Here is a 23,208-nt window from a genome sequence, read left to right as displayed (position 1 = left end):
TTTTGCGTTCAGACAGTCCTTAGCGTGTCCTGTCCAGAACATAATCAACCGATTGCAGCAGGATATTGGCGCGACCACGGAAAAAATCGAGGTGCTGGCGAGCCTGTGCTGCAAGAAGATTTATGCGTTCGCGCGCGCCCTCAATCCCCAGAATGGTCACAAAGTTCGCCTTGCCGGCGGCTTCGTCGCTGCGCAGCGTTTTTCCGACAACCTCCTGGTCACCCGTGGCGTCGAGAAGGTCATCTGCAATCTGGTAGGCGAGACCGAGGTCCTGCGCAAATCCAGCAAGCGCGTGCTTGGCATTGGCGCTCGCACCGCCGACGATGGCCCCCGCTTCAACCGAATAAGAAATGAGCGCGCCGGTTTTGAGGCGCTGCATGCGGGTGATCGTGTTGAGGTCGCGGGGGCTTGCTTCCTGCAGCATGTCGATCATCTGGCCGCCGACCATGCCGGTCGCGCCGGACGCATCAGCGAGACGCTCAATCAGACGTAGGCGCACAGCCGGGTCGTTGTGGGTCTCGTCGCTGGCGAGGATCTTGAAGGCGAGCGTCAGCAGCGCATCGCCAGCGAGGACGGCGGTCGCTTCGTCGAAAGCCTTGTGCACGGTCGGCTGGCCCCGGCGCAGATCGTCATCATCCATGCAGGGAAGATCGTCATGGACCAGCGAATAGGTGTGGACACATTCGAGCGCCGCAGCCGTCCGCAGGAGCGCCTTATGGTCGGCATCGAACAGCGCGCCCGTCTCAATCACGTAGAAGGGGCGCATCCGCTTGCCGTTGGCGAGGGCTGCGTGCCGCATCGCCCGCATCAGGTCAGCCTCTGGCCCCTGCGCAGGCGGAATGAGCTGATCCAGCGCGACCGTTACCTTGTCGGCGATCTCGGTCAGGCGCGTCTCGAACTCCATAAGCGGTTCCTTACTCGAAGCTTGCGCTTTCGGTTGTGGGTTTGCCATCCGGGCCCTGGACAATCTGCTCGATCTTGAGCTCTGCCGCTTTCAGCCGGGCTTCGCAGTGCGATTTCAGTTTCGCCCCACGTTCATAGATTTCGATGGACTTCTCAAGCTCGACCTCGCCGCCTTCCAGCTGGCGTACAATGGTCTCAAGCTCCCGCAGGGCCTGCTCGAAGCTCATCTTCTCGATGTCTGTCACTGTCTGATCGCTCATGAGAGCCAGTCCTCATACTCGTTGAGCAGCCGCACCCTAAGCAGGCGCTGGCTGCATCACAATGGTCAGGGATCAAGATTTCCCGCGATATTCGTAGATGCGGTAGCTCCAGTAATTGTCGCCACCATCGCGCACGCAGACCCAGCCGATACGCGCCATGGCCGGTCTCAACATGCGATTGAACCAGCCATGCGCGGCAAGGTACACCTTCCCGTCAGCTGCAGCCTCATGCAGATGCTGGGCAGCCTTGTTAGCCCGCTCACGGGCCTGACGGTTGCTCTCGCCATCAAGGCTGTGGCCGTAGAGCCAGGCCGTACGGGCGATCACATTCCACGTCTTTGGAAGATATTTGCGGTTGCGCAGGCGCGGCGGTGGCAATGGAGCTTCCACGAAGACCGGAAAGGTTTCCGGCTCACGGCCTGAGGCCAGTATCGCCGTCTCGATTGCACGGGGCGCTGTTGAGCTGAGGACAATATCAGCGTCGGCGACAGCGGCCTTGAGGTTCTCAGGTGCCTGCTGGCCTTCGGCAAGGCTGCCGATCTCATAGCGGTCCCACCAGTCGCGGTATTCACGCCAGTCCAGTCGCGGCCCAGCCGTCCGGTCCAGAGCTGGACGGCCATGACGGGAAACGATGATCGGCCCGCGCGCTGTTTTGGCTTTTTCGCGCTTGGCTGCACTCATTACACTTCATCCCAAATCGAAAGCGGAGGCGAGCCTTTCACGACTCGCACAACCGGCTCAACTGATGAAGCGCTTAACTGGACGCACTAGTGTCGGCAAGATCAATAGCTGCCGCAGTGCGCCGCAATGAGTTGCCAATGCCCATGAGACGGCCAGCAGGTTTGATCTCACTGATGCAGACCTGATCGAGGCGGCGGCGGGCTGATTTCATGACACCCGACACGCGATCATTCAGCTTCTGCTCGCCCGTGCGCCAGGCGTAGCCAAGGATACGGTCCGGCCGGATAGCGAGCGCGCGGCTGCGCACAACGCCGGAGCCGACAGGCAGCTGAAAATTGGAATAGTGGCGCTTGTAGTGGTCGAGGCCCGGGCCGGCATCATAGACCTTTGGTCCATCACGGTTGGCCATCTCTTCCAGCATGAACTGGACAACGAAATTGCCGGGGGAATACTGCGCATAATCAGCCTCATAGGCGGTAATCCACCCATGCATCACATTGCGCGACTGGAGCACCAGTTCACTGGCAGCATGCTGTCCATCGAGATGCAGGCTGATCAGTCGCAGCCGGAAGCTTTCATCTTTCTGGTGACGAAGCGCGTCGAGCAGTTGATGGGCCCAACGCGTGCCGAGCACGTCGTGGCGGCCTGTGCGCCTGAACTGCTCACGCTTGAGGAAGATGAGGCGGCTGAACGTGTCGTCACTCTGGTCGTCAAAGCGGAATTCGACTTCGGAGAAATCGCGCTCCATGTTGCGGGCAAGCCGGCGCATCTTCTTGAAATGCTTGGGCCAGCGCTCGCCCTGATTTTCCATGAAGCTGTCCCAGCCAGCACTGACGTCGCTCATATTTGCGCCTGCAATAGTCAGACGACCTTCACTTTCACTGTCCTGCGGCAACCAGCCAAAGCTCGACATGCCGAGCACGCCCATACCGCGCAGGAAAGCATGCGCTGTAAGATCTGTCTTCACTGACAGAACCGGCCCATGCCAGTCGGAGAACGGCCCACCTATCGGACGCGCCCAGGCGCCGGGCCTTCTGTGGATCGGCCAGGCACCGATGAGTTCGTCGCCCTCAAATGCCAGTCCGAGGCGCGCATCCGGCCGCACTTGCGAAACAAGCCGCGCATATTCCGGATCGAAGAAAGGATCATTGTAGCGAGGGCGCGCATCGCGCAGCGCGTGAAATTGCGACCACAGATCCTCGGTCACTTTATCGAAACGCAGGAGGCGAAAGCGGTTCTTTTCCATGCCGCACCTTTAAGCAGATACGGATTAGGAATTTGCAAAGATCGCGCCAGAATTCGCGCCTAAGGAGTAAGGTCTAGAGCCCTCTCCAGAGACGCTTTTTCATGCACGGATCGGCATCAGCGCGCGAGCAGGAATAGGTCGAAAGCAGCACCGTATCGGCGCGGCCAATCAGGTTTTCAGCTGGGACATAGCCAACAGAGGCACGCTCTGCAGAGACGCCGGGCGCGAGTTCACAACCGGCTTCGTCGATGACACCATCATCGCCCACCGGGCAGTGACCCGTGACTGAACGGCCGTCTTCAGAATTGTCGCGATTGTCGCCAATGAAGAGATAGTGACCTTCAGGAACCTCAAAGACGGGCGTATTGTCGAGGCTGCGGACCTGGCTTGGGCCCTGCTGCCACTGATGGGTCAGCCACGACTTATCGCCAATCGTCTCGCGGTATTCACGCGCGGTTTCCGTTCCCCGGAAATCATGCGGGCGATAGGTGATGCTACGGACAAATTCGCGGTCGATTGGCTCACCGTTCAGGTAGAGCTGCTCATTGATCATCTGAACGCGGTCGCCCGGCAGGCCAATGATGCGCTTGATCATGACCCTGTCGGTGTGCGGATGCATGAAGACTGCGACGTCGCCGCGATCAGGCTTGCTGCCAAACACTCGGCCCTCGCCTTCGGGGATCAGGCGCCAGGCTCCCCAGGGAAGGCTGTAGCGGCTGTAGCCATAGGCGAACTTGTTAACGGCGACGCGGTCACCAACCTGCAGGTTCGGCACCATGCTTTCAGATGGAATGACGCGTTGCTCATAGATCAGGAATGAGAACATGTAGAACGCAGGAATGAAGATGAGCAGCGTGACCGCCCACTCCCGCAATTCGTGCAGCACTTTCTGCTTGAGCGTCCGGGTGTCCTCGGGCTCTGATTCAGTCATGTCGGATGAAGTGCTCATGACAGGCTGACACAGATCCCTTGAAAGGGCCGCAGGACACGACCGGCTTAGAAAACAGATACTTGCCGGACACCGCAAAGGTTCCGGGCCGTCATGGCTTTGAGCACAGAGGGCGCTGCGGTCAAGTAGATCATTGGTCGCTTCTGCGATTCATCAGGACATGTGACCCGTCTGCTTCGCCGTCTGTTCAGACTGCACGGTACCAGTCCACACCATCGCCATCGCGCTCAACAACCGCCATACCTTCAGCAATGAGGTAGTTGAGGTGGGCAATCGCCTCCCCCGTCGCGAGCGAGAGCGAGTCCTCGCCGATCTTGCGTCCGAAGATCGCAGGAAAGGTGTCGACGACGCGGCGCGGCCCCTCTGCAAGGCGTTGGGCCAATCGCTTCAGGCCGACATCGTGTCCTCTAATGAGGTGGTCGAGACGCTTGTGCGCGCCGCGGAACGGTGTGTTGTGCGCAGGCAGCACCAACACGTCGTCGCCCACTGCGGATTTCAGCTTCCGGCAGCTCTGCAGCCAGTCCTTCAGCGGATTTGCCTTCGGCTCTGTCGGGTGAACGGACACGTTGGAGGAGATGCGCGGCAAAAGCTGGTCGCCGGAAATCATCACATTCTCACTCTTGCAGAAAAGGCAAACATGTTCGGGCGAATGGCCATTGCCCATCACGATTTGCCAGTCACGACCACCGAGGCGAATGGTTTCGCCATCGAAGAGGCGACGATACGCGTCCGGCATCTGGCTCACGCCCTTGCCGAAGCGGCCGAACCGGCTGCGATACGTCTCGACTTGCGCCTCATTCCAGCCTGCAGCGACATAGAAGTCGGTGCCCGCCGCAGGCGCTTCGCGGCCCGTGTCTGCGACCAGCATACGGCAGGAAATGTATTCCAGCTGGCTCATCCAGAGCTCGGCGCCGGGGAATTTGCGCGTCAGCCAACCCGCATTGCCGACATGGTCTGGGTGCATGTGTGTGACGATCACGCGCCAGACGGGCCGGCCGCCCAGACAGTTTTCGAAGATGGTGCGCCAGGCGTCCTTGGTTTCGGGCATTGGCATGCCGGTATCGACGATGGTCCAGCCACGCTCGCCATCATCGATCAGCCAGAGATTTATCCATTCCAGCGCAAACGGCAGGCGCATGCGCACCCAGTAGAGACCGGGAATGATCTCTGTCGTTTCGCCTTGCTCGGGGACCTGTTCATCGAACGGGTAAGTCAGGCCGGGCTTTGCCGGCGTTTTCGTCTGTAAGCCATCCATGATCCGGATGGTGACACGTGAGTCACGCTTCACCAATCCATGACGGCGCGGAAGACCCTATCATTTCTGCTAGCAGGCGATGACATTCACCGCGAGGCCACCCGTGCTGGTTTCCTTGTACTTGTTGGACATGTCATTGCCCGTCTGGCGCATTGTCTCAATGACCTGATCGAGGCTGACCTTGTGATGCCCCGTGCCCTGAAGCGCGAGTCGCGCAGCGTTGGCGGCCTTCACCGCGCCAAAGGCGTTGCGCTCAATACACGGGATCTGGACCAGTCCGCCAACCGGGTCGCAGGTCAGGCCCAAATTGTGCTCCATGCCGATCTCGGCCGCGACACAGACGGTTTCGGCGTCGGCGCCCCAGACGGCGGCGAGCCCGCCAGCCGCCATCGAGCAGGCAACGCCGACCTCTCCCTGACAGCCCATTTCTGCGCCGGAGATCGACGCGCGTTGTTTGTAGAGAAGGCCGATGCCCCCGGCCGTCAGCAGGAAACGGCGCGCTTTGGAAAGATCGATCTTGTCGTCATCACAGCAATAATGGCGCATGACGGACGGCAAGATGCCCGCTGCCCCATTGGTAGGTGAGGTCACGACACGCCCGCCCGCCGCGTTCTCTTCATTCACCGCCATGGCATAGACATTGAGCCAGTCGAACAGCTGCTCGCGCTCATTGGAGCCCGGATTGTCGACGAGGCGGCGATGGAGGTCTGGCGCGCGGCGCTTCACATCCAGCCCGCCTGGCAGCGTGCCTTCGGATTTCAGGCCATTGCGGATGCACTTCATCATGGTTTGTGCGATTTTATCTAGCCTTTTCTGTGTCTTGTCGCGCGATCTTCGTGCATCCTCATTGTGGAGGACAAGCTCATCGACACGCCAGCCCTGGCTCTTGCAAAGCTCGATCATTTCCGCCGCGGACCGGAAGGGGTGCGGCGCGCCGCGTGCGCTGGCGACAAGGTCGCCGCTGGCTGGCTTTTCAAGCTGTTTGCGGGAGGCGATGAAGCCGCCGCCGGTGGAGTAATATTCCCGCGAATAGGGTTCAGTCCCATCGGCGCCAAACAGGGTGAGCACCATGCCATTGGGGTGCAGGTCGGGAACAACGTCCGTGCAGAATTTCAGGTCTTTCAGCGGATTGAAGTCGATCTTCGGGCCGCCATCCAGCTGAATGGATTTGGTCTGGACGATTTCGCGGAAACGCGATTCGGCCTCTGCCGGGTCAGCGGTTTCTGGCTGCATACCTTCAAGGCCGAGCATGACCGCCTTGTCGGTGCCGTGCCCGACACCCGTGAGCGCAAGCGAGCCCTGAAGCGCGACCTCAACCCGGACGGCGCCGTCCAGCCGCCCTGCCCTGTCAGCTTCTTGCAGGAAGCGGCGCGCAATGCGCATTGGCCCTACGGTATGAGAGCTCGACGGGCCCAGCCCGATACGAAAAAGGTCAAGAACTGACAGCATGCAGATTATGTCCGATATGCGAAAAACTAGAACGCCTACCGGGCTATAACCTGCTTGCCTTTGCGGCAAGACCAACGCAGGCTGGCGCACATATGGCCCGACAGAGGCCGCCGGGAGGACACCTATGACGACTATGACACGCCGCCGCCTGCTCGCAGGTGGCACAACGCTCGCCGCCTTTCTGCCTTTCGCGAAGGCCTGCGCCCCTGCAACTGTCATGGCCGCAGGCGCAGGATCTGCCGATCTGGATGGCATTGCCATGGCGCAGATGATTGCGCGCGGAGAGACGACCTCGCTGCAGCTCACCGAGGCCGCAATTGCCCGCGCAGAAGCCGTGAACCCGTCGATCAACGCCTTCGCGACGAAGACCTATGACCTCGCCCGCTCACGCGCGGCGGCCTCTCCGAAAGGTTCGTTTGGCGGCGTGCCGACAGCGATCAAGGACCTCGTCAACTGGAAGGGCGCGCCGACCATGTATGGCAGCCGCGCCTTCCGCGGGAACCTCGCCGAGGAAGATTCGGTCTTTGCCGCGAAATGGCGTGAGGCGGGTGTCGTCTCCATCGGTAAATCCACCACGCCTGAGATGGGCCTGATTTCGTCGACCGAGCCGCTTGTGACAGGGCCGACGCGCAACCCCTGGGATCCATCGCGTATTCCAGGTGGCTCATCGGGCGGCGCTGCCGCGCTGACGGCGGCACGAATTGTCCCCTTTGCGCATGCCAGTGACGGGGGCGGGTCTATCCGCATCCCGGCAGCGTGCTGCGGTCTGTTTGGCCTCAAACCTTCGCGCGGTGCCCTTGCAGCCCCGCCGAGCAGCGCGCCCGTCGATCTCAGCGTCAATCATGCCGTCACCCTCACCGTGCGCGATAGCGCAGCGCTTTTCGCCGCCGCAGAAACAGGTGAGAGCCAGCCCAAGATCGGAGAGATCACGGGGCCATCGTCGCGCCGGCTCAAGATCGCCCTGACGACTGATCCGGGCACCGATGCAGCACTGGATCCAGAGGTACGAGCCGCGACCGAACAGGCCGCAGAGCTCTGCCGCGAGCTCGGACATGAGGTGATCGAGTGGGACCTGCCAGTCGATGCACGCAAATTCCAGGACCAGTTCATCCTTTTCTGGGCCGCTGGTGCCGCAGAGTTCATGCAGGACGCCGCCGCAGCGCTTGGGACGCCGCCCTCGCCTGAAACAATCGAGCCCTGGACGCTCGGCCTCGCCGCCCTGTTCAGTGAACGCCGGGGCGAGTTTGCTGAGGCTGTTGCCGATCTCCAGGCCTTCTCTTCCGTCTATGCAAGCTGGTTCGATGAGTTCGACGTGCTGCTCACGCCAACAGTGACCAAGCTGCCGCCGAAGATTGGTGAGCAGGCGCCCGATGGTGACTTCGACACGGTGATGAAGTCGGTCACCGATTATGTTGCTTACACGCCTTACATGAACGTCTCTGGCGCCGCCTCCATGAGTGTGCCGCTCTTCTGGTCTGAAGGCGGACTGCCGATCGGCTCGATGTTCTCGGGCCGTCAGGGCGACGATGGTTTGCTGCTTGCGCTCGCCTATGAGCTCGAACAGGCCAGACCGTGGATTTCCCGGCGACCGCAGTTGATCGCGACTTGACGGGCCACCCGTAAGCTGAAAGCGGTGGCCAATGTCCACATCGGAAAACCGCCCCGTATTTCTCTCAGGCTCAGGTAGCTGCGCAGAAATCGTCATCAATGCGCCCGCAAGGCGCAATGCGCTCAGCATGTCCATGTGGTCGGCCTTGCCGGTGCTTGTGCGAACTGTGGACGCTGATAGCGCGGCCAAGGCGCTGGTCATTCACGGGGGAGCAGTCGGCCATTTTGCTGCGGGCGTCGATATCTCCGAATTCGAGACCATCTACGCAGATGAAGCGAGCACGCGTGACACAACTGCGATCATTTCCGACGCGGTGAAAGCCATCGAGAACTGCTCCAAGCCGGTGATCGCCGCTGTAGAAGGCAGCTGTTTCGGCGCTGGCATCGCGCTCGCGGTCGCCTGTGATATCCGTATCGCAGCTGCAGACGCCTCGTTCGGGCTGCCGCCTGCGAAACTGGGCATTGTGTACCCACCAGCCGACCTCAAGCGCCTGGTCCACCTGATCGGTCCATCCAACGCAAAACACATGCTGTTCTCTGCAAGGCGTTTCTCAGGTGAAGACGCCCATAAGATGGGGCTGGTGAATGAAGTCGCCTCAGACGCCAGTCCGGTCGACGCGGCCCGGAAGATAGCCCAAGAGATTGGCGCGAACTCATCCTGGTCTGTGAAGACGCTGAAGACCATGATTGGCGACATCGAGCGCAATGCGAGCGAAGAAGACCTCATGCGCTATATGCTCGAAGGCGCCGCCGGGCCTGACTTCCGCGAAGGCTACACGGCATTCCTTGAGAAGCGCAAAGCCAGCTTCCCGTCCGGCTAGATCACCAAAACTGTTGCTGCACTGCACCGGCGCGAAGGGCGAACGGGCCAAAAGTGATGCATCTATACATCACTAGTGAAGTATTTTTGCATAACGCTGATTTCTTCCATTGAGAATTTGCAGCAGCGCACTTTATGGCGTGCTGCGGCGCGATCTCCAGCATTTATTGGGAATCGTACCTTGCAATCACAAAAATAATCATTCGGGAGTTATAAAAATCATGCAACGCAGCAAATTCCTCCTCGCAACCGTGGCTTCTGCCGCGGTGCTCTCGCAAGCGCCTGCCTTTGCACAGGATGCGCCTGACGCAGAGCGCGAGTCCGCTGTTGACCGCGTCCTCCAGACCGTCACCGTTTCGGCAACGAAAAAGCAGAACGTCGAAAACGTGCAGGATGTTCCTGTTTCCGTCACAGCGTTCAACGAAGACACGCTCGACGCACTGAACGTCACCAACCTCGAAGACCTGTCCTACACCACCCCGAACGTCTCGCTCGACGACGTCGGCACGGCCCGCGGCACCGCGAACTTCGCAATCCGCGGCCTTGGCGTGAACTCTTCGATCCCGTCCATCGACCCAGCCGTTGGCGTCTTCATCGACGGCGTCTATCTCGGCGTGAACAACGGCGTCGTCGTTGACCTGTTCGACCTCGACAGCGTCGAAGTCCTGCGCGGCCCGCAAGGCCTGCTCTTCGGCCGCAACACCACCGGTGGTGCACTGGTCGTCAACACGGGCAACCCGACCGACGAGTTCAGCTACAAGGCACAGGCAACGTTTGACGGCCCGATCGACGATGATCGCGGCGGCCTCAACTCCACGATCCAGGGCACCGTTTCCGGTCCGCTGATCGATGGCGTCCTGAACGGCAAGATCGGTGCGTACTACAATACCGACGCTGGCTACTTCAAAAACCTGAACGACGGCGACAATCACGGCGAAGCCCAGGTCGCGATCTATCGCGGCGCCCTGGAATGGTTCGCCACCGACCGCCTCACCTTCCTCGCGAAGGCTGAGTACAGCGACAGCCGCGTTGACGGCCCTTCCGGCCAGAACCGGTCCTACTTTGATCGCGACAGCTTCGACTTCTCGATCAACAGCCCGGGCACCGGCGAGGCCGAAACCGTCTTCGCATCGCTGCGCGCCGACTATGACGTTGACTTCGGCAACGGCACGATCACCAACATCCTCGGCTACCGCGAATATGACTCTGCCAGCATGGGCAGCGACATCGACGCGACGCCGTTCACCCTGTTCCACTCCGACGCAGAATTCCTGCAGGAGCAGATCTCCAACGAGCTGCGTTACGCTGGCACGTTCGGCAAGACTGACCTCACCACGGGCGTCTACTACTTCAACCAGACGCTCGACTATACCGAGATCCGTAACCTGCCGACGACCCGTCCGGCACCACTTCCGGCGACCATTCCTTGGGTCTTCTACGGCGGCGGCTCGCAGGATCACACTGTGTACGGTGCGTTCGCGAACGTCGACTATTCGATCACGCCTGACCTGATCGCAACTGTCGGCCTTCGTTATTCGAAGGAAGAGAAAGACGCGGACATCACCTTCATCCGTCCACGCTTTGAGTGTTCGGTTGTCGAAGGCACCTGCCCGACGGACGGCTTCAACCCGCTTCTCGGTGCACTCGGCGCGCAAGAGCCGAACGGCTTCTCCGATGGTGATGACTGGTCGAACTGGACGCCAAAAGTCGGCCTGCAATACTTCTGGAACGACAATGTCCAGACCTATGGCTACTACACCAAGGGCTTCCGCTCGGGCGGCTACAACTTCCGCATCACGGACGTTGCAGTCTTCCTGAACCAGATCGTCCCGGCGACCGGCGGCAATTTCGGCTTTGACGAAGAAGAAGTCGACGCCTTCGAACTGGGCTTCAAATCCAGCAGCGAAGACGGCCGCGTCCAGGTCAATGGTGCAGCATTCCTGACCAAGATCACGGACATGCAGCGCGAAGTGAACACGGCTGGTCCATCGGGCGTGGTTCAGAACATCCTGAACACCGCTGACGCAACGATCACCGGTATCGAAGTTGAAGGCCGCTTTGCGGTGACCGACAGCTTCCTCGTCAACTTCAATGCCGGCCTCATCGACGCTGAGTATGACGATGTCCGCTTCGACATCTCGGGCGATACCCAGGTGAACAACGCCGACAAAGAGCTCGACCTGCCACGCGTTCCGCCAGTCACCTACGGTGTTGGCGCGATCTATGACATCGATCTTGGCGACATGGGCGCCGTGATCAGCCGCGCGAACTATCAGTACCGCGACCGCATCGCGTACACCGATAGCAACTTCGGCTGGATCCAGGATTCCCATCAGCTTTCGGCGAACATCAGCTGGGAAACCCCATATGATGGCTTCACCGTCTCGCTGTTCGGCCAGAACCTGCTCGACAGCGTCCAGGCCGGTAACGACACACAGCTGCCATTCCCTGGCCCGCTGTCGAACGGTGTGCAGACGCCTTACCAGAACCGCCCAGGTGCTGGCACGTTCTCGCCGCTCAAGAAGGGCCGCCTCGTCGGTGTGGAGTTCACGCTCCGCCGCTAGTGCGATCTGATTGCCAGAATTGGAAAGGGCGGCAGAGTGATCTGCCGCCCTTTTTGTTTGTCATGTCCTCGTGCCTATCGGAACACCATCTCGATATTCTCGAACGCACCATGCTTATGGTCGTCGCAGAACATCTGATGGTCCCGCTTCAACCTGTCGGCCGCCTCTTCGGTAAAACTGACGATGTCATCGATGAACAGGCCGCGCGGATGAGCAGCCTCGAGAATGGCTGGCTCGACATCATAGTCCAGCTTCCCGAGGTCGTCCGAGCGCGCATGCGCCTGCGCGAGGGCGGCACCGCAAGCCTTCGCGTATTTTTTCCAAATCTTGTACGACAGGTCGTCCATGTCGATGTCATCGCGGAAGGGCGCGCGTTCCCGGCTCATGAAGCTCTCACCATCGATTTCGACGGCTCCATAGAAGATATCTCCATGCGCGAGCTGAACCTGCTGGCCATGGGCGATGCGGTCAGCCTTGTCGCCAGCATTGAACTCGGTCGGCGGCGTCAGCCCTTCGAGCGCAGACTGACGGGCGCGCTTGAATTCGATAATGATGTCGTCGGTCGCATTCTTCGACGGTCCTTCGATGAGCACATAATAGCGTGGAAGGCCAAGCGACGCTGTTCCCTGGCCATGGCGCACGCAGACGTCTTTCACCTTCAACTCCCCGGCCCGGTCCGGTACATCGATGCCCTTGGAAGCTGCGAGGTCGTTGACAGCTTTCTGGAATTTGGCCGCCTCTTTCGAGAGCGGCTGCAATTCGTCCGTTGCCCGAAACCCTCGCCCGTTTGGTTTGAGATAGTCATCCCAGAGCCAATCACGGCGATCTTCCCAGGCCTCTTCGAAAAGCCGCTGAATGACGTCCGGCGAATTGTCGAGACGAAACGCGTCCTGCTGCTCGTTCTCATACTTGGCGTAGGTCTGCATGGCATTGAGATACCCTTTGACGAACTTTGCCACGACTTTCCGTCTTTTCTTGCGCTTCATGCCGGCCACCTTCTCGGTTGCGACCCAGAAGCCGACGGAGCCGCGTTTGATGTCCCAGGTGAACGGCGCATAGATCACTTCATCGAAGTCATTCACACCAAAGATCGGCGCACCGTTCTCGTCCGGCATGATCCCGAAATTCTGAGGGTGGACGTCGCCCAGCGCGATGACCGTGGGCATGTGGCCGTCTTCACCAACCATATCGCGATAGAACAGGAGCGCTGTGCCGCGAAAGAATTTGAAATAGTCTTCCGACAATATGTCGAACTTGTTTGCCGCCCCCTGTGAGCGGCTTTCGATGCGTGAGGCGTGGTCTTCGCGAAGCGTTGAGCGAACATGGAGGCGTCGGGCCTGTCCCGTCAGAAAGCGAGGTGGCACGATCTGCGCCCCACTTGCCAATGCTTCTGCCAGCTTGCGGAAAGATTCGACCTTTCCTTCAGCCTTTTGCGTCGGCTGTACTTCGCTTTCCTTGTCTTCGCTGACGAGATTTTCGTTCTTTTCTGCCAAATGCTGCTCCGGACCTTATCGCTGTACATCGTAAAAACGCGGCAGCGCGAGCCCGGTTGCCTTCACGCAAACTGATTTGGAAACCGCTTGGCTTTCGCAGGGTCAGCGATGCTTTGGCTCACCCCAATCAAGGAAACACTAGGGAGAGCCTCAATGAAAGTTGCCAGCCTGAAGAAGCCGGGCGGTCTGCAGAACATCCAGATCGAAACCCGCGATGACCCGAAACCCAAAGCCGGCGAAGTGCTGATGCGGGTGAAGGCGAGCTCGCTGAACTATCATGACTTCGTGGTGGCGCAGGGCGGTATTCCAACGCCCGATGGCCGTATCCTGATGTCCGATGGCGCGGGCGAAGTGGTCGAAGTCGGCGAGGGCGTCACCCGTTTCAAGAAAGGCGACAAGGTTCTCTCGACCTTCTTCCCTGGCTGGCGCGATGGACCGCCCGAACTCGACAAGATGCTGGCCGTGCGCGGTGACCGGATCGACGGCTTTTCGGCTGAACTCGTCGCAGCACCCGCAGAGGGCCTGACCCGTATGCCAGAGGGCTGGAGCTTTGCTGAAGCGGCGACCCTGCCCTGCGCGGCGCTAACAGCGTGGCGGGGCCTGATGGTAGAGAACTCGATCCAGCCGGGCGACTGGGTCCTGACGCAAGGCACGGGCGGCGTGTCGATCTTTGCGCTCCAGTTTGCCAAGGCCGCTGGCGCGCGCGTGATCTCGACATCTTCCTCTCAGGAGAAGCTCGACAAGCTGAAAGAGCTCGGCGCCGACCATGTGATCAATTACAAGGACACGCCGGACTGGGGTGCGAAGGCCAAAGAGCTGACGGGCGGCCGCGGTGTCGACGAGGTCATCGAGATTGGCGGCCCCGGCACGATGGCCCAATCCATCGCAGCCTGCCGTATCGGTGGTCACATCTCGCTTATCGGCGTGCTGACGGGCATCTCCGGCGAAGTGCCGACAGCTGCACTGTTCAGCTCCAACATTACCGTGTCCGGCATTACGGTCGGCTCGCGCCAGTCTCAGGAAGACATGATTGCGGCCATCGAATCATCCGGTATCAAGCCGGTGATCAGCGACCATTTCCCGCTTGAGAAACTGGCCGATGCGTTCGCGCACCAGGCGAGCCAGAAGCACTTCGGCAAGATTGTTGTGGACATCTGATCCCCAGCAAAAATCGCAGTTCTGACAGACAGGCCGGCATCCCCGGCCTGTCTTGCTTTGCGCCAACCTATAGATTTTCACAATAGCTATCAGGCGGCGTTTTGATTTGTTCGATGAGGCTTGATCGGGTACTGTTCGGCATCAGATCAACGCACAGGTTAGAAGGAAGGATTCAACCATGGCTGACGACGCCAAGTGCCCAGTAATTCACGGTGAAGAGCGCCACTGGCTCTTCAAGGGTCCACGCAACAAGGATTGGTGGCCGAAACTCCTCAACCTCGACATCCTCCATCAGAATCACCCGGCTGGTGACCCGATGGGCGAAGACTTCGACTATGCCGAAGCTTTCAAGAAGCTCGACCTGAAGCAGGTCAAGAAAGACATCGCGGTCGTGCTGAAGGACTCCAAGGATTGGTGGCCGGCTGACTATGGTCACTACGGCCCATTCATGATCCGCATGGCGTGGCACTCTGCCGGCACCTATCGCGTCGGCGATGGCCGCGGTGGTTCGGGCACGGGCCAGCAGCGCTTTGCGCCGCTCAATTCCTGGCCGGACAATGGCAACCTCGACAAGGCACGCCGCCTGCTCTGGCCGATCAAGCAGAAGTATGGCGCAGGCCTGTCCTGGGCTGACCTCATGATCCTCGCCGGCAACGTCGCGCTTGAGGATATGGGCTTCAAGACATTTGGTTTCGCTGGCGGCCGTCAGGACGTCTGGGAACCAGAGAAAGACGTCTATTGGGGCACGGAAGAAGAGTGGCTCGCTACCTCTGACAAGCCGAATAGCCGCTACAGCGAAGGCCGCGCGCTCGAGAACCCGCTCGCAGCTGTGCAGATGGGTCTCATCTATGTGAACCCTGAAGGCCCGGATGGTGAACCTGACCCGGCAAAGGCCGCGTTCGACATTCGCGACACCTTTGCCCGCATGGCGATGAACGACGAGGAAACCGTCGCGCTGATCGCTGGCGGTCACACCTTCGGTAAGTGCCATGGCGCAGGCGACGCTTCGCTGGTCGGTGCAGAACCGGAAGGGTCCGACATCGCAGCGCAAGGCTTCGGCTGGGCCAGCACCCACGAATCCGGCGTTGGCGGTCATGCCATCACCTCCGGTCTGGAAGGCGCCTGGACGCCAACCCCGACCGAGTGGAGCATGAACTATTTCCGCATGTTGTTCGAGTATGACTACGAGCTCACCAAGAGCCCGGCAGGCGCCTATCAGTGGGAGCCGAAAAATGTGAAGGAAGAAGACCTTGCCCCGGCAGCTGATGACAGCTCCAAGAAGGTCTCGACCATCATGCTCACGACCGACCTCGCGCTGAAGGTTGACCCGGATTACGAGAAGGTCTCCCGCCGCTTCTACGAGAACCCGAAAGAGTTCGAGGATGCGTTCGCACGCGCCTGGTTCAAGCTGACCCACCGCGATATGGGCCCGAAAGCCCGCTATCTCGGCGAAGAAGCACCTCAGGAAGACCTGCTCTGGCAGGACCCAATTCCACCGGTCGACCATGACCTCGTTGACGCGTCCGACGTCAAGTCGCTGAAAGAGAAAATCCTCTCTTCCGGCCTTTCTGTCTCGGAACTCGTTTCCGCTGCATGGGCGTCGGCTGCCTCGTTCCGCGGCTCTGACATGCGCGGCGGTGCCAATGGTGCCCGCGTGCGTCTCGACCCGGCAAAGAACTGGGAAGCGAACAATCCTGAGCAGCTCGCCAAGGTCCTTTCCAAGCTGGAAGAGATCAAATCGGGCTTCGACTCCGGCTCCAAGAAAGTCTCAATGGCCGACCTGATCGTGCTTGGTGGCTGCGCCGCGGTCGAGAAGGCTGCCAAGGATGCAGGCCATGATGTGGACGTACCGTTCACGCCGGGCCGCACGGACGCGACGCAGGAAATGACGGACGTTGAGTCCTATTCCTACCTCGAGCCGAAGGCGGATGGCTTCCGCAACTTCGTGAAGGCGGACTACTTGGTCCCGGCTGAGGAACTCCTCGTTGACCGTGCCCAACTCCTGCGCCTCAGCGCGCCTGAGATGACGGTTCTGGTTGGCGGCATGCGTGTCCTCGGCACGAACTCCGATGGCAAGCCGCACGGTGTCTTCACCAAGCGCGTTGGCCAGCTCACCAATGACTTCTTCGTCAACCTGCTCGACATGAGCACGGCGTGGAAAGCATCGGAAGAGAACGAGCACCTCTATGAAGGCCACGACCGCGCAAGCGGCGACCTCGTCTGGACGGCCACCCGTGCCGACCTCGTCTTCGGGTCCAACTCGCAGCTGCGCGCTCTTTCGGAAGTGTATGCTGAGAACGGCCACGAGAAGAAGTTCGTGAAGGACTTCGTGAAGGCCTGGAACAAGGTGATGATGCTCGACCGTTTCGACATCAACTAGGCCTGACGCCAATTACAAAACAGGAAAGCGCCCCGGTCCGTCCGGGGCGCTTTTTCGTTGGGGAAACCAATAAATTCCTCGCTTATGGCTCGCCTAAGCGAACGCCCCGAACTAGCATGATGGTCAGACACGCTAGCGCGGAGGGATTATGGCGCTTCGGATATCTCTGAACATCAACGGCACCGAACACGGTGTGGACCTTGAAGATCCACGCCCGACATTGCTCGACGTGCTTCGTGAACGCATCGGGCTTACGGGCACCAAAAAGGGCTGCGACCGCGGCCAGTGCGGGGCCTGCACAGTGCTGGTGGACGGGCGGCGCGTGAACAGCTGCCTCACGCTCGCGGTGAGCCTCGACGGCGCCGATATCACCACGGTCGAAGGCCTGGCAGATGGCGACACGCTCCATCCGGTGCAGGCGGCTTTTATTGAGAATGATGGCTTCCAGTGCGGCTATTGCACGCCCGGCCAGATCATGAGCGCGGTGGGTCTCCTCAATGAAACAGGCGGAAAGGCATCTGCCGAAGCGATCCGCGAAGGTATGAGCGGCAATCTCTGCCGCTGCGGCGCCTATGCCGGCATTCAGGACGCCGTACTCGAAGCGCAGGCGAATATCGCCAAGGCAGGCAAGTCATGAACATCTTCGATTATGAGCGCCCGGAGACCATCGCCGATGCGATCAAGGCTGCCAGCAAACCCGGCGCCTCCTACTATGCGGGCGGCACGAATTTGCTGGACCTGATGAAAGCAGGCGTGCGCACGCCTGACCGCCTTGTCGACATCACACGCCTTGATGAGCTTCAGCGTATCGAGCCACAGAAGGACGGGTCCTTGCGCATCGGGGCAATGGTGCGCAACTCAGATCTTGCCCGTAATGAGCTCATTCAAAAGGATTTTCCAGCCGTCGCCGAAGCGCTTCTAGCTGGCGCGTCGGGACAACTGCGCAATGCCGCGACGGTTGGCGGCAACCTGATGCAGGAGCCACGGTGCGCCTATTTCTATGACGCTCACAGCGCCTGCAATCTGCACGAAGCCGGACAAGGCTGCGATGCGCTCGAGGGCGTGAATGGCAAACATGCCGTGCTTGGCTGGACCAAGACCTGTATCGCCGTCCACCCTTCCGATTTCTGCGTACCGCTCGCGGCGCTCGGCGCGCTGGTCGACGTCGATGGGCCGGATGGAAGCCGGCAGATATCGATCGATGAGTTCTACCGCCTTCCAGATGCGTCGACGCCTCCAGGCAGCGCGCTCAAGCAAGGCGAGATCATTACGGCCGTCACCCTGCCCTCTGATGCCAAGCGTTTCGCCGCGCGCGCCCGCTATATAAAGCTACGTGACCGCACGTCCTATGCATTCGCCATCGTGTCGGCTGCAGCCATGCTCCATATTGGCGATGGCCGGATCAAGGATGCACGCATTGCCCTTGGCGGTGTCGCCGCCAAGCCGTGGCGCGCCCGCAAGGCCGAAGATGCGCTGAACGGCGCTGAGGCAGGCGAAGCCGCATTCCGAAAGGCCGCCGATGCCGCGCTCGCTGACGCGAAACCTTCCGGCGACAATGCGCACAAGATCGAACTCGCAAAGCGGATCCTGATCCGCGCGCTGAAGGCTGCCGCCGACGGCACTCCGGCGACCATGCCGGACCTGCCCGGCTCTGTCTTCGCAACCGGGAAGGAGGCACGATAATGGCTGATACACCGATGGTTGCCGCCCACCATGTCCGGCTCGGCTCGAATTCCGGCCAGTCGATGACGCGCAAGGACGGCCTTGCCAAGGTCACCGGCAAGGCCAATTACGCCGCTGACAACCGGCCCGAAGGCCTGCTCCACGCTGTCTTTGCAGGGGCCAGCATCGCCCGCGGCCGCGTCACCTCGCTGGACACGAAGGCTGCGCTTGCCCATCCGGGCGTTGTCCATGTCATGACCCCGGACAATACCCCTGCTCTGTCGCAGGACCCGGACGAGAAAACGACACCGTTTACCGCGCGGATCGACGTGCTCCAGCATGATGACGTCCGCTACGCCGGACAACCCATCGCTGTTGTCGTAGCCGAAACGCTCGAAGCGGCCATTGAGGGCGCACGCCTCATCAAGGCAGAGTATGATGAGCAGCCAGCGCGGATCGGTTTTGACGACGGTGAGGCATTCACGCCTGAAGCGGTTGGCATATCAACACCGCCAAAATTCGCGACCGGTGACCTTGAGGCTCAACGCAAGCAGGCGGCGTCCAGTGCGAGCGTCGTTGTGGAGACACCGCTCCAGTATCACAATGCGATGGAGCCGCATGCGGTCGTTGCCGCTTGGGATGGTGACAAGCTCACCGTCGATATGCCCAATCAGGCCATCGGCCTCGCCAAGCCAGGCATTGCCAATTACTTCGGCATTCCGGCAGAGAATGTGACGCTTCGCTCGCCCTATCTTGGTGGCGGCTTTGGCTCCAAGGCCGTCCTGTTTGGCCCGCAAATGCTGGGCATACTTGCAGCGCGCGAACTGAAACGCCCGGTGAAACTGTCGCTCAAGCGTGACCAGATGTTCGGGCCCGTCCAGCACCGTAGCGCCACGCGCCAGACGGTCCGTTATGACATGGACGCTGACAACCGCCTGCTAGCCTTTGAGCATCAGGCAAATGTCTCGACCAGCAGCTTTGACAACTGGCTCGACGGCGCAGCGAATGCGGGCCTCAGCCTCTATGCGACGCCAGCCATCAGTGTCAGCCATTCAGGCACGCGCTTCGACACAGGCACGCCGGGCGCCATGCGCGCGCCGGGTATCGCCACCGGGTCTGCCGTCATTGAATGCGCTATGGACATGGCAGCTGAGAAGGCGGGTATGGACCCGCTTGAGTTCCGTCGTCTGAACTATGCAGAGAAAGACCACTCAAACGGAAAACCGTATTCAGCCAAGGCCTTGCGCGAATGTTATGACACGGCAGCAAGCGCATTCGGGTGGAAAGACAGACCGCTCAAGCCCGGGCAGATGCGTGATGAAAACGGGCTCCTGACCGGCTGGGGCATGGGCACCAGTATCTTCCATGCGCCCTTCTTCCCGGCAAAGGCACGGGCTGTCCTGCGCAAGGACGGCTCGGCGCGCGCTGAGACCTCAGGTGCCGATATGGGCCAGGGCGCATGGACCGCACTCTGGCAGATGGCGGCTGATGGCCTTGGCATGTCCGCCGACGATATCGACTTCGACATTGGCCACTCGGACCTGCCAGACGGCAGCGTCGCTGGCGGCTCGGCGCATACGGCTTCTGCTGGCGGCGCGCTCTTCGCAGCCGGCAATGACGTTATTCGCCAACTCGCAGAGATTGCGACCAAGGACAGCGACTCTCCTCTTTTCGGCGCAGGCAATGAACGCCTGATCGGCGAGAATGGGCGTCTCTTCAAAGCCAGCGACCCGAGCGTCGGAGAACCCTACACCGCCATTCTGGAACGTGCCGGGATCGAGCAGATTGAAGGCCAGGGTCGGGGCAACCGCGACAAGGCGAGCACCGAGACCTACGCCATGTTCTCGCACGGTGCCGTCTTTGCTGAAGTGAAGGTCGATCCTGACCTTTACCAGGTACGCGTCAGCCGCCTCATTGGGGCGTTCGCCGCAGGCCGGATCATCAATCCGCGTCTCGCAAAAAGCCAGCTCACAGGCGGGATGATCTGGGGAATGAGCTTTGCGCTGCATGAAGAAGGCGTTCACGACAAGCGAACGGGCCGCCCGCTCAACAATGACTTTGCGGGATATCACATCCCCGTTCTGGCGGACGTGCCGCATGTCGAGGCGCTGCTCGTCGATGAAGACGACCCGCATGTGAATGACCTTGGCGTCAAAGGCGTGGGGGAGCTTGGCATCACGGGCACTGTCGGTGCGATCGCAAATGCCGTCTGGCATGCCACCGGCGTGCGCACGCCGCGATATCCGATCAAGATCGAGGATCTTCTCAAGGGCGCCGAAGCACTGAAACCCTAGTCGCCAGCCAGTACGTCCAGCACGCTTTTTGAGATAGATTGGCGGACTGTGTCATACCCTTCCCAGGGGTCTGATTTCAGCGCTGACAGCCGGCGCCGGATCGTCGAAAGGGTATAGTCGTGGCCGGAGCTGATGCCGGACAACTCATCCCAGCGTACAGGGGTCGCAATCGGCGCACCCGGTCTTGCGCGGAGCGAATAGGGACAGACCGCGGTGGCGCCGCGTTCATTGCGAAGCCAGTCGACGAATATGCGTCCCTTGCGCTTGGCTTTGGACATCTCGGCGACATAACGGTCCGGATCGGCTTCAGAGAGCTTCCTCGCAAGCCCTCGGGCGGCGGATTTCACTTCATCCCAGCCTTGCCTGCGCTCCAATGGGGCAATCACATGAATACCTTTGCCTCCTGTCAGCAGCGCAAAGGTCTGGAGCCCTGCCGCATCAAGCACGTCGCGCACTTCAAAGGCTGCGCTTTTCACGTCTTCAAAATCCAGCCCTTCATCCGGGTCGAGATCAAGTACGAGACGGTCTGGACGATCCAGCCGGTCAGTGCGCGAACCCCAGATGTGGAGCTCAAGGGCGCCAATCTGCGCTGCTGAAACCAGCGCTTCAGCCGAATTCAGTACAAGGTAGCCAGATGTCTCCCCGTCTTTCTCCTCTATTTCCACTTCATCAATCGCATCAGGGACGGAGTCGGTGTGGTGCTTCTGGTAGAAGCACTTGCCGCCTGCCCCAGACGGACAGCGGACCAAGCTGACGGGATGGCCCTTGATGTGAGGCAGCATGCGCGGCGCGATCTCGGCCAGGTATTCGGCAATCTCGCGCTTGGTAGCACCCTGCTCCTCATAGACGACACGGTCCGGATGACTGATACGTACGCTAAGTACCGTTCCATTATCGGCGTCTTCGACTGTCTCCGTTTCCTTTTCGCGGCGCGTCTTCACTTGCTTTGCCTCCTTGTCCTCCCGCAGCCCCTGAAAGCTCGGGTGGCGTAGCAGGCCGTCGGGCGTGCGCTCTGTATAGGCGATCTCGGCTACGAGCTTCGGCGTCAGCCAGACAGCACCGCGCCTGGCGTCGGCTGGCAGGCCCTGAAAAGCGCTCGTCTTGCGCTCCAGCCTGGTCATCGCCGCCGACAGCTCATCCATCGTCGCTTCGTCAAATCCGGTACCGACGCGGCCGCGGTAGTGGAGTTTGCCGTCTTCAAATTCACCAAGCAGAAGCGACGCGAACGGCCGCGCCTTCTTGTCTGACTTGCGATAGCCGCCGATCACGAACTCGTCGCGGCCAACGCATTTTGACTTGATCCAGCCCGATCCGCGCCCAGACACATATTTCGATGCTGCCTTTTTGGAGATGATACCTTCCAGACCCATCCCGCAGGCCTTGCCGATGACGTCGTCACCTTTGCCCTCGATATGGTCGGAGAAGCGCACGATTTCGCTATCGGCGGGAATGATTTCGCGTAACGCAGCTTTGCGCTCTGTAAGCGGCTTCTTGCGTAAATCCTTGCCATCTCGCGAAAGCAGATCGAACGCGTAGAAGGCCAGCGTGGCCTCCGCCTCGCCCTTTGTAGCTGCCTGAAGTGAAGCAAAGTGGCTGTGCCCACGTTCATCCAGGGCAACCAGCTCTCCGTCGATGGCCGCAGTCTCTACCTCAAGCGCCGCAAGTGCTTTCGCGACGGCGGGATAGCGATCCGTCCAGTCCTTGCCATTGCGCGTGATCAGCCGAACCTGATGGCCTGCGATCAGTGCCTGAATGCGATAGCCATCAAATTTGAGCTCATGCAGCCATTCATCACCTGAGGGCGGATCATCGCGGAGTTTGGCAAGCTGCGGCTCGACAAAACCAGGAAAGTCGGGGGCCTCGTCTTCTCCCAGTATGTCGGCATCACCGCCGGCAGCCGCCTCTTCGATCTCTTCGAAATCACGGTCACTCGTCACGCTGGTCTGCCAGGTCTTTCGTGGGTCGGACTTGCGATCGGCCTCGTCATCCTTTTCCTTGATGAGGAGCCAGTTCTGCTTGTCCCTGGTGGAATTGTTTTTCATCAGGACGAGCGCCCAGCCGCCCTTTAACCGCTCACCTTTGAGATTGAACTTGAGCGACCCTTTCTTGAGACCTTCATGGGGGTCTTCGCGGGGTTCCCATTCCCCCTGGTCCCACAACATGACCGTGCCCGCGCCATAGCCATCGGGGATCACACCTTCAAAGCTGCCATAGTCGAGCGGGTGGTCCTCAGTCCGCACGGCCAGACGCTTGTCTGACGGGTTGAGGCTCGGCCCTTTCGTGACCGCCCAGCTTTTCAGAACACCATCAAGCTCAAGCCGGAAATCGTAATGAAGCCGGCTCGCATCATGTTTCTGGATGACGAAACTGAGCGCGCCATTCTTCGATCTGGAGCGCTTTGATTTTGAGCCATCAGGTTCCGGCGTGCGCGTGAAGTCACGCTTTTCCCGATAGGTCTTCAAGGTATCCGCGTCAGCTTTGGCCAT

The 23,208-nt window shown here is 60.3% G+C and carries 17 protein-coding genes; 8 read left to right on the top strand and 9 right to left on the bottom strand.

Annotated features, from left to right (window positions below):
- Positions 1-19: 19 nt before the first annotated feature.
- From KUV46_12220 to KUV46_12190, 7 genes are all read right to left on the bottom strand, one after another.
- Complete coding sequence (locus tag KUV46_12220) at positions 20-904, bottom strand: polyprenyl synthetase family protein (GenBank protein ID QYJ00100.1); 885 nt, start codon at positions 902-904, stop codon at positions 20-22.
- Positions 905-914: 10 nt separating this feature from the next.
- Positions 915-1,163: an exodeoxyribonuclease VII small subunit gene (locus KUV46_12215; protein QYJ00099.1), complete on the bottom strand. Its 249-nt coding sequence runs from the start codon at positions 1,161-1,163 to the stop codon at positions 915-917.
- Positions 1,164-1,235: 72 nt separating this feature from the next.
- Positions 1,236-1,844, bottom strand: coding sequence for a histidine phosphatase family protein (locus tag KUV46_12210; protein QYJ00098.1), 609 nt, complete (start codon positions 1,842-1,844; stop codon positions 1,236-1,238).
- A gap of 73 nt (positions 1,845-1,917) precedes the next feature.
- The gene (locus KUV46_12205; GenBank protein ID QYJ00097.1) at positions 1,918-3,090 is read right to left on the bottom strand and encodes a GNAT family N-acetyltransferase; all 1,173 of its coding nucleotides are present in this window, start codon (positions 3,088-3,090) and stop codon (positions 1,918-1,920) included.
- Between the two features lie 73 nt (positions 3,091-3,163).
- Positions 3,164-4,039: a signal peptidase I gene (gene lepB / locus KUV46_12200; GenBank protein ID QYJ00096.1), complete on the bottom strand. Its 876-nt coding sequence runs from the start codon at positions 4,037-4,039 to the stop codon at positions 3,164-3,166.
- A gap of 187 nt (positions 4,040-4,226) precedes the next feature.
- A complete protein-coding gene (locus tag KUV46_12195) occupies positions 4,227-5,327 on the bottom strand; it encodes an MBL fold metallo-hydrolase (protein QYJ00095.1) in 1,101 nt (366 codons plus the stop codon).
- Positions 5,328-5,363: 36 nt separating this feature from the next.
- On the bottom strand, positions 5,364-6,743 hold the full coding sequence (locus tag KUV46_12190) for an L-serine ammonia-lyase (GenBank protein QYJ00094.1): 1,380 nt from the start codon (positions 6,741-6,743) through the stop codon (positions 5,364-5,366).
- Between the two features lie 124 nt (positions 6,744-6,867).
- Between KUV46_12190 and KUV46_12185 the strand changes: the two genes are divergently transcribed.
- The 3 genes from KUV46_12185 (at position 6,868) to KUV46_12175 (ending at position 11,735) form a co-directional block, all read left to right on the top strand.
- Complete coding sequence (locus KUV46_12185) at positions 6,868-8,352, top strand: amidase (GenBank protein ID QYJ00093.1); 1,485 nt, start codon at positions 6,868-6,870, stop codon at positions 8,350-8,352.
- Between the two features lie 31 nt (positions 8,353-8,383).
- The gene (locus KUV46_12180; protein ID QYJ00092.1) at positions 8,384-9,172 is read left to right on the top strand and encodes an enoyl-CoA hydratase/isomerase family protein; all 789 of its coding nucleotides are present in this window, start codon (positions 8,384-8,386) and stop codon (positions 9,170-9,172) included.
- 220 nt (positions 9,173-9,392) lie between these two features.
- On the top strand, positions 9,393-11,735 hold the full coding sequence (locus KUV46_12175; GenBank protein QYJ00091.1) for a TonB-dependent receptor: 2,343 nt from the start codon (positions 9,393-9,395) through the stop codon (positions 11,733-11,735).
- Positions 11,736-11,809: 74 nt separating this feature from the next.
- Here the strand turns inward: KUV46_12175 and KUV46_12170 are convergent, their stop codons facing one another.
- Positions 11,810-13,228: a DUF2252 domain-containing protein gene (locus tag KUV46_12170; protein QYJ00090.1), complete on the bottom strand. Its 1,419-nt coding sequence runs from the start codon at positions 13,226-13,228 to the stop codon at positions 11,810-11,812.
- Positions 13,229-13,381: 153 nt separating this feature from the next.
- Here KUV46_12170 and KUV46_12165 point away from each other — a divergent pair, with 153 nt between their 5' ends.
- The 5 genes from KUV46_12165 to KUV46_12145 all read left to right on the top strand — a co-directional run bounded on the left by KUV46_12165 (position 13,382) and on the right by KUV46_12145 (position 20,722).
- Positions 13,382-14,386, top strand: a complete 1,005-nt coding sequence (locus tag KUV46_12165) for an NAD(P)-dependent alcohol dehydrogenase (GenBank protein ID QYJ00089.1) — start codon at positions 13,382-13,384, stop codon at positions 14,384-14,386.
- Positions 14,387-14,564: 178 nt separating this feature from the next.
- Positions 14,565-16,766, top strand: coding sequence for a catalase/peroxidase HPI (gene katG, locus KUV46_12160; GenBank protein QYJ00088.1), 2,202 nt, complete (start codon positions 14,565-14,567; stop codon positions 16,764-16,766).
- A gap of 148 nt (positions 16,767-16,914) precedes the next feature.
- The gene (locus tag KUV46_12155; GenBank protein QYJ00087.1) at positions 16,915-17,403 is read left to right on the top strand and encodes a (2Fe-2S)-binding protein; all 489 of its coding nucleotides are present in this window, start codon (positions 16,915-16,917) and stop codon (positions 17,401-17,403) included.
- The gene (locus KUV46_12150) at positions 17,400-18,449 is read left to right on the top strand and encodes a xanthine dehydrogenase family protein subunit M (GenBank protein QYJ00086.1); all 1,050 of its coding nucleotides are present in this window, start codon (positions 17,400-17,402) and stop codon (positions 18,447-18,449) included. The genes KUV46_12155 and KUV46_12150 overlap by 4 nt, the downstream gene beginning before the upstream one ends.
- The gene (locus KUV46_12145) at positions 18,449-20,722 is read left to right on the top strand and encodes a xanthine dehydrogenase family protein molybdopterin-binding subunit (GenBank protein ID QYJ00085.1); all 2,274 of its coding nucleotides are present in this window, start codon (positions 18,449-18,451) and stop codon (positions 20,720-20,722) included. Before KUV46_12150 ends, KUV46_12145 begins: the two co-directional genes overlap by 1 nt.
- Here KUV46_12145 and ligD read toward each other — a convergent pair.
- Positions 20,719-23,208, bottom strand: a complete 2,490-nt coding sequence (gene ligD, locus KUV46_12140) for a DNA ligase D (GenBank protein QYJ00084.1) — start codon at positions 23,206-23,208, stop codon at positions 20,719-20,721. The two genes, KUV46_12145 and ligD, sit on opposite strands and share 4 nt — an antisense overlap.

Origin of the sequence: Thalassovita mediterranea (assembly GCA_019448215.1) — a bacterium.
Taxonomy (GTDB): Bacteria; Pseudomonadota; Alphaproteobacteria; order Caulobacterales; family Hyphomonadaceae; genus Henriciella.
The sequence above is the reverse complement of the archived record's forward strand: the minus strand, read 5'-3'. Positions and strand labels throughout refer to the sequence as shown.